Raw genomic sequence first — 6000 nt, forward strand, 5'->3', positions numbered from 1 at the left:
GTCGTGATGAGTGACGCCGAGAGGCGCCGTCCGGGCCCGGGGCTCCCGGGGAGAGCCCGGGGGAGGAGGGGCGGCCTACGGGCACGGCACGGCGCGGCGCGCATTACGGGACACGCCAGGGCACAGATCCCGCGCTACAGGACACGCGTCACGTCACCGCGCGTCACGTCACCGTGCGTCACGTCACCGCGCGTCACGGTGCCACGTGGCACCGTGACGCGCCGCGCGGGAGGCGCCGTGGTGCGCGCGAGGCGCCGTGGCGCGTGGCACGTGGGGACTCACCTCGTGGCCGGCTCGGTCCGCCACGGCAGCTCCGCCGTCACCCGCGTCGGTCCACCGGCCGGCGAGTCCACCACGAGGATTCCGTCCACCGCGTCGAGCCGCTCCGCCAGTCCTGCCAGACCCGAGCCGGCGGAGACGTCCGCCCCGCCCACGCCATTGTCCACGACCTGGAGCATCAGCCGGTTCTCCACCCGCCAGACCTCCACGGCGGCCGACGTGGCCCGCGCGTGCTTGCTGATGTTCTGCAGCAGCTCCGACACCGTGAAGTACGCGATTCCCTCGATCGCCGACGCCGGCCGCTCCGCCAGGTCGACCTCCACCCGCACCGGCACGGTGCAACGCGAGGCGACCGCCGACAGTGCCGCGTCCAGGCCCCGGTCGGTCAGGACCGCGGGGTGGATGCCCCGAGCGAGGTCCCGCAGTTCCTGGAGCGCGGTCTTCACCTCGCCGTGCGCCTCGTCCACCATGCGCGCCGCCGCCTGCGGATCCTCCCTCAGCTTCTCCTTCGCCAGCCCCAGATCCATGGCGAGGCTGACCAGGCGGGCTTGCGCCCCGTCGTGCAGGTCGCGCTCGATGCGCCGCAGGTCGGCGGCGGCCGTGTCGACCACGACCCCCCGGTCCGACTCCAGCTCCACGACCCGCGTCGCCAGCCGCGACGGTCCGAGCAGCCCGTGCACCATCACCCGGTCGACCGTCGTCAGCGCCCGGACTATCCACGGCGTCGCCAGCGTGAACAACAGGCCGACCAGCGCGGTCACGGTGATCTCGAAGGGGTTGTCCAGGTAGACGCGGTGCGTCTCGTCGCCGTACAGCTGCATTCCGTCCTGCCCGGCGTACATCGGGAAGACCCAGAACCACAGCGGGTACGTCAGCATCGCCCACCCGAGGACCCAGAAGTTCACGGCGACGACGAACGAGAACACCGACCACGGGAACTGCAGTACCGCGAACAACAGGCTCCGCCAGGAGGTGCCGCTCTTGAGCACGGCGCCCATCCAGCCCATCACGCCCTGCTTCTTCACCCGCAGTGGCTCCGGGTCGGCCACCCGGAGTCCGAGCAGGGACCGGGCCCGCGCCCGCTCCAGAGTCCCGAAGCCCCGGCAGCCGGCGAGTGCCGCCGCCAGCACCGGGACACCCAGGAACGTCACCAGCAGCCCCGCCCCCAGCGACACCATCGTGACGGCGTAGGTGAAGAGCAGGATGCCGATCGGCAGGCTCAGCAGTACGTATCCGAACTCACGCCAGCTGCGCGCCTCGAACGGCGCGCGCAACCCCGCCGGCAGCCGGTGGTGTCGTGCCCCGGCGTCCCCGGGGAGGCCGGGCCCGCTTCCGAGCCCGTAACTCTGTCCGTATTCCGTGGCCATCGGCGCTGTCCTTCTCCTCGTCCTACGGCTGTGCTGTCGTAACTCCACCCTCCTCGACCGCGTGCCCACCGGCCATGGAGCCCGTCGGCGTCTTGGCAGGGGGGTTTTCCCTACCTCGGGGCGGTGGAGGCGACGGGGGCGGGAGTTGTGCGCGGGAGTCACTCGAGCACTGTCAGTCACTCGAGCAGCATGAGTCATCTGCGCAGCATGGGTCAGGCGAGCTGCAATGAGTCAGGCGAGCAGCCATGAGTCACGAGCCGCATGGGCCACCGAGCCACGCGGCCTGCGCGGGTGCGCGGCCTGCGCGGGTGCACGGATTGCCCCGGGAGCGCCGCCTGCACGGGCTGCCCGAGCCGCGTGGTCTGCCCCGGCCCGGGTTCCTCCGCACCCCGTGCCCGTCACCCCACGCCGGGCGTGGCATCGGCGGCCGTACGGTCCCGCCACGGCAGTTCCGCCGTGATCGCCGTCGGGCCTCCCTCCGGCGAGTCGACGACGAACAGGCCGTCGACGGCGCTCAGCCGGTCGGCGAGGCCCTTCATCCCCGTACCACCGTCGAGACGCGCGCCCCCGCGACCGTCGTCCTCCACCTGTATGAGGAGCCGGTCCGAGGACCGCCACACCTCCACGGAGGCGGACCTGGCGCCGCTGTGCTTGCTGATGTTCTGGAGCAGCTCCGAGACGGTGAAGTAGGCGATGCCCTCGATGGCCGCCGCGGGGCGCTCCGTCAGGTCGACGGTCACCTTGACCGGCACGGTGCAGCGGGAGGCGACCGAGGAGAGCGCCGCGTCCAGGCCGCGGTCGGTCAGCACGGCGGGATGGATGCCGCGAGCCAGGTCCCGCAGCTCCTGCAGGGCCAGCTTCACCTCGCCGTGCGCCTCGTCGACCATGGCCGCCGCCGCGTCGGGATCCTCCAGCAGCTTCTCCTTGGCCAGGCCCAGCCCCATGGCGAGGTTGACCAGGCGGGCCTGTGCCCCGTCGTGCAGGTCGCGCTCGATGCGCCGCAGGTCGGCGGCGGCCGTGTCGACCACGACCCCCCGGTCCGACTCCAGCTCGGCGATCCGCTGCTCCAGCTCGTCGGAGGGGGACAACAGCCCGCGCACCATCGCGCGGTCGGCGTTGGCGAGGCCGCGCGCGATGAACGGCAGCACCGGCCACAGCACGAACAGCGACGTCAGAGTGACGACGAAGGTGAGGACACCCCAGGGCAGCCGGATGAAGTCGTACAGGACCGTGCGCCAGCCCACCGGGTCCTTCAACGCCATCCACAACCGCGGGAGGAATCCGCTCCCGCGCCGCAACGGCAGCCGGCTCGGCTCCTCCACCCGCACGCCGAGCAGAGCCCGGGCCCGCGCCCGCTCCAGCTTGCCCAACTGCCGCGCGCCCAGCAGCCCGGCGGCCAGCAGCGGCAACCCGATCACGGTCACCGTCAGTCCTATGCCGACGAACAGCGTCGTCACGACATAGACGAACCCGAGCAGCGACGCCGGGAGATTCGCCAACAGGTGGGCGATCTCCTTCCAGGTGTGCCGGTCGAAGGCGAAACGGGCCGGTGGCGGGCGGTCGCCGGTCGCTGCGCCGGTGGTCCCGGCGGGGGTCGCTGTCGCGAGGCGTTCGGTCATACGAGTCAGCGTGCCGTGCGGCAGGGCTCCGCGCCATGAGGTGGACCGCCGGGAACCACTGAGGAAAACCCCACCCCCGCTGCCCAACGCGCGACGGACTGCTTACCGTGTCTTTATCAGGCCCTAGACTCCCGTGCGTACAGACCGTCGAACAGCAGCGTTCAGGACAGGGAGCGAGGGACGGACGTGCCGGAACCGACCGTCGGCGACGTGACCACCGGCGACGCGACCGTCGCCGATGCGACCGTCGGGCTCGCCGCCGACTATTTCCAGTCCTACTCGGTCGTCGGACTGCTCGCCGTCGTCGGCGTGCTCTTCGTCGCGGTCGCCTTCGGGGCGGGGCGCCTGCTGAGACCCGTGGTCCCGACGCCCGAGAAGCTGCTGACGTACGAATGCGGTGTCGACCCCGTCGGCGAGGGCTGGGCGCACACCCAGGTCCGCTACTACGTCTACGCGTTCCTCTACGTCATCTTCGCGGTCGACTCGATCTTCCTCTTCCCCTGGGCGACGGTCTTCGCCGAGCCCGGCTACGGCGCGACCACCCTCGTCGAGATGTTCATCTTCCTCGGCTTCCTGGCCGTGGGGCTGCTGTACGCATACAAGAAGGGCGTCCTGTCATGGACGTGAATCCCTCCGAGCCCGTGCTGCTCCCGGAGCCCAAGAGGCTGGGACCGCTCGCCCGCCTCGCCCCCGAGCCGATGAAGGTCGTCCTGAACTGGGGCCGCCGCTATTCCCTGTGGGTCTTCAACTTCGGCCTCGCCTGCTGCGCGATCGAGTTCATCGCCGCGTCGATGGCCCGCCACGACTTCATCCGGCTCGGCGTCATCCCCTTCGCCCCCGGGCCCCGCCAGGCCGACCTGATGGTGGTGTCGGGCACGGTGACCGACAAGATGGCGCCGGCCGTCAAGCGCCTGTACGAGCAGATGCCCGAGCCGAAGTACGTCATCTCCTTCGGCGCCTGCTCCAACTGCGGTGGCCCCTACTGGGACTCGTACTCCGTGACGAAGGGCGTCGACCAGATCATCCCGGTCGACGTCTACGTTCCCGGCTGCCCGCCGCGCCCCGAGGCGCTGCTCCAGGGGATCCTCAAGCTCCAGGAGAAGATCGCCCGGGAATCGCTGGCGGAGCGGTACGGCACCCCGCCCCGGCCGTCGGCGACCGCGCTGCAGAGCGGCCTGGTGCGACCGCCGGTCCCCGACGCGGGGGAGGAGCGATGACCGAGGTCGGTTGGCTGCCCGCGGGTGCCGAGGAACTCTTCGGCGCCGAGGCCACGGCCGAGGAGTCGTACGACGTCCTGACCGTGGACGTGCCTCCGGCGTTCTGGATCTCTGCCCTGGAGACCGCGCGGGACCGGCTGGGCTGCACGTACTTCGACTGGCTGAGCGCGGTCGACGAACCGGGCACGGGGTTCCGGGTCGCGGCGCACGTCGTGGCCCTGGGGCCGGTGCGCCGACTGCTGCTGCGTACGACGGTCCCGCACGAGGCACCGGTCCTGCCCACGGCCGTCGCCGTGTACGCGGGCGCGGCCTGGCACGAGCGCGAGACCCACGAGATGTTCGGCGTCCTCTTTCAGGACCACCCCGCGCTGGACCACCTGCTTCTGCCGGAGGGGTTCGAGGGGCACCCCCTGCGCAAGGACTTCGTCCTCGCCGCCCGCGTCGCCAAGGCCTGGCCCGGGGCCAAGGAACCGGGCGAGTCCGACCACGGCGGTCCTCGCCGCCGTCAGATGCTGCCGCCGGGCGTCCCCGACCCCAATGAGTGGGGCCCACTGAAGGGCCAGCTGCCCCCCGCTCCGGCACGCGGGGCGGGGCGTACGGCGGGTGAGCGTCCGGCCCGCGCGACGGGTGAGCGCCCACGTCGGGCCCGTACGGCCACGGAGGGCTCCGTCAGTCAGACGGCGCCCGGCACCGATGCGCCGTCCGCCCCGCGCCGCTCCCGCACGGCGGCGGAGGGCTCGGCGAGCCAGACGTCCCCGGCCGCCGGGCCCACGGCGGCCCCGGCACCCCGGCGTGCGCGCAGCGCGAGCGGCGGCTCCGCGTCCCAGCGAACGAGCACGCCGAAGTCTGAGACATCGACGCCTGAGACACCGAAGCCTGAGACACCGAAGCCTGAGACACCGATGTCCGGGTCCCCGACGTCTGAGACCCCGTCGCCTGGCACACCGACGGGTGAGACCCCCGCTGCCGGTCACCGGCGTACCCGGAGCGCGTCCCAGGGCTCGGCCAGTCAGCGTTCCGCCTCCGACGCCGGGCGGCCGGGCAGCCCGGGCACCGGCCCCGCCGCCCGGGGCGGTGGTGACGACATGGCCGCGTCCTCGCGCACCGAGGAACCGGCCTCGACGGCGGCGCCCTCGGCACCGCGCAGCCCGGACGCCCCGTGGCACCACGCCCGACCGGCGTTCGAGGAGCCGGCCGGGTCCGAGCCGGGCCGCGGAACGGAACGACGGCCGGACGAGGCCCAGGACGCCAAGGCGGAACCGGGACGGGGGCGTGAGCCGGGGCCGGGCCGTGAGTCGGGACCACGGCGTGAGCCGGAGCCGGCGTCTGCGTCGGAGCCCCGACGTGAGCCGGAGCCCGGGCACGACTCCGAGCCGACCCCGACCCCGTCCCCGACCCCGACTCCTGAGGCTGCCGAAGCCACGGAACCCACGGAACCCCAAAGCGAGCCCGACACTCCTGACGGCTCCGGCACCCCCGACGACCCAGGCACCCCCGACACTCCTGACGGCTCCGGCA

5 protein-coding genes are annotated in these 6000 nt (G+C 72.6%); 3 read left to right on the forward strand and 2 right to left on the reverse strand.

The window, feature by feature from the left end; genetic code table 11:
- Positions 1-278 precede the first annotated feature (278 nt).
- Together KUM32_RS20765 and KUM32_RS20770 are read right to left on the reverse strand one after the other, a co-directional pair.
- On the reverse strand, positions 279-1646 hold the full coding sequence (locus tag KUM32_RS20765) for a sensor histidine kinase (RefSeq protein ID WP_217143418.1): 1368 nt from the start codon (positions 1644-1646) through the stop codon (positions 279-281).
- A gap of 398 nt (positions 1647-2044) precedes the next feature.
- The gene (locus tag KUM32_RS20770; RefSeq protein WP_217143419.1) at positions 2045-3265 is read right to left on the reverse strand and encodes a sensor histidine kinase; all 1221 of its coding nucleotides are present in this window, start codon (positions 3263-3265) and stop codon (positions 2045-2047) included.
- 186 nt (positions 3266-3451) lie between these two features.
- Here KUM32_RS20770 and KUM32_RS20775 point away from each other — a divergent pair, with 186 nt between their 5' ends.
- The 3 genes from KUM32_RS20775 to KUM32_RS20785 all read left to right on the forward strand — a co-directional run.
- Positions 3452-3892, forward strand: coding sequence for an NADH-quinone oxidoreductase subunit A (locus KUM32_RS20775; protein WP_217143420.1), 441 nt, complete (start codon positions 3452-3454; stop codon positions 3890-3892).
- Complete coding sequence (locus KUM32_RS20780; RefSeq protein ID WP_217143421.1) at positions 3883-4482, forward strand: NADH-quinone oxidoreductase subunit B; 600 nt, start codon at positions 3883-3885, stop codon at positions 4480-4482. Before KUM32_RS20775 ends, KUM32_RS20780 begins: the two co-directional genes overlap by 10 nt.
- On the forward strand, positions 4479-6000 hold a 1522-nt coding region (locus tag KUM32_RS20785; protein WP_217143422.1), incomplete at its 3' end, for an NADH-quinone oxidoreductase subunit C. The genes KUM32_RS20780 and KUM32_RS20785, both read left to right, overlap by 4 nt.

It is taken from the genome of Streptomyces sp. AC627_RSS907 (genome assembly GCF_019049165.1).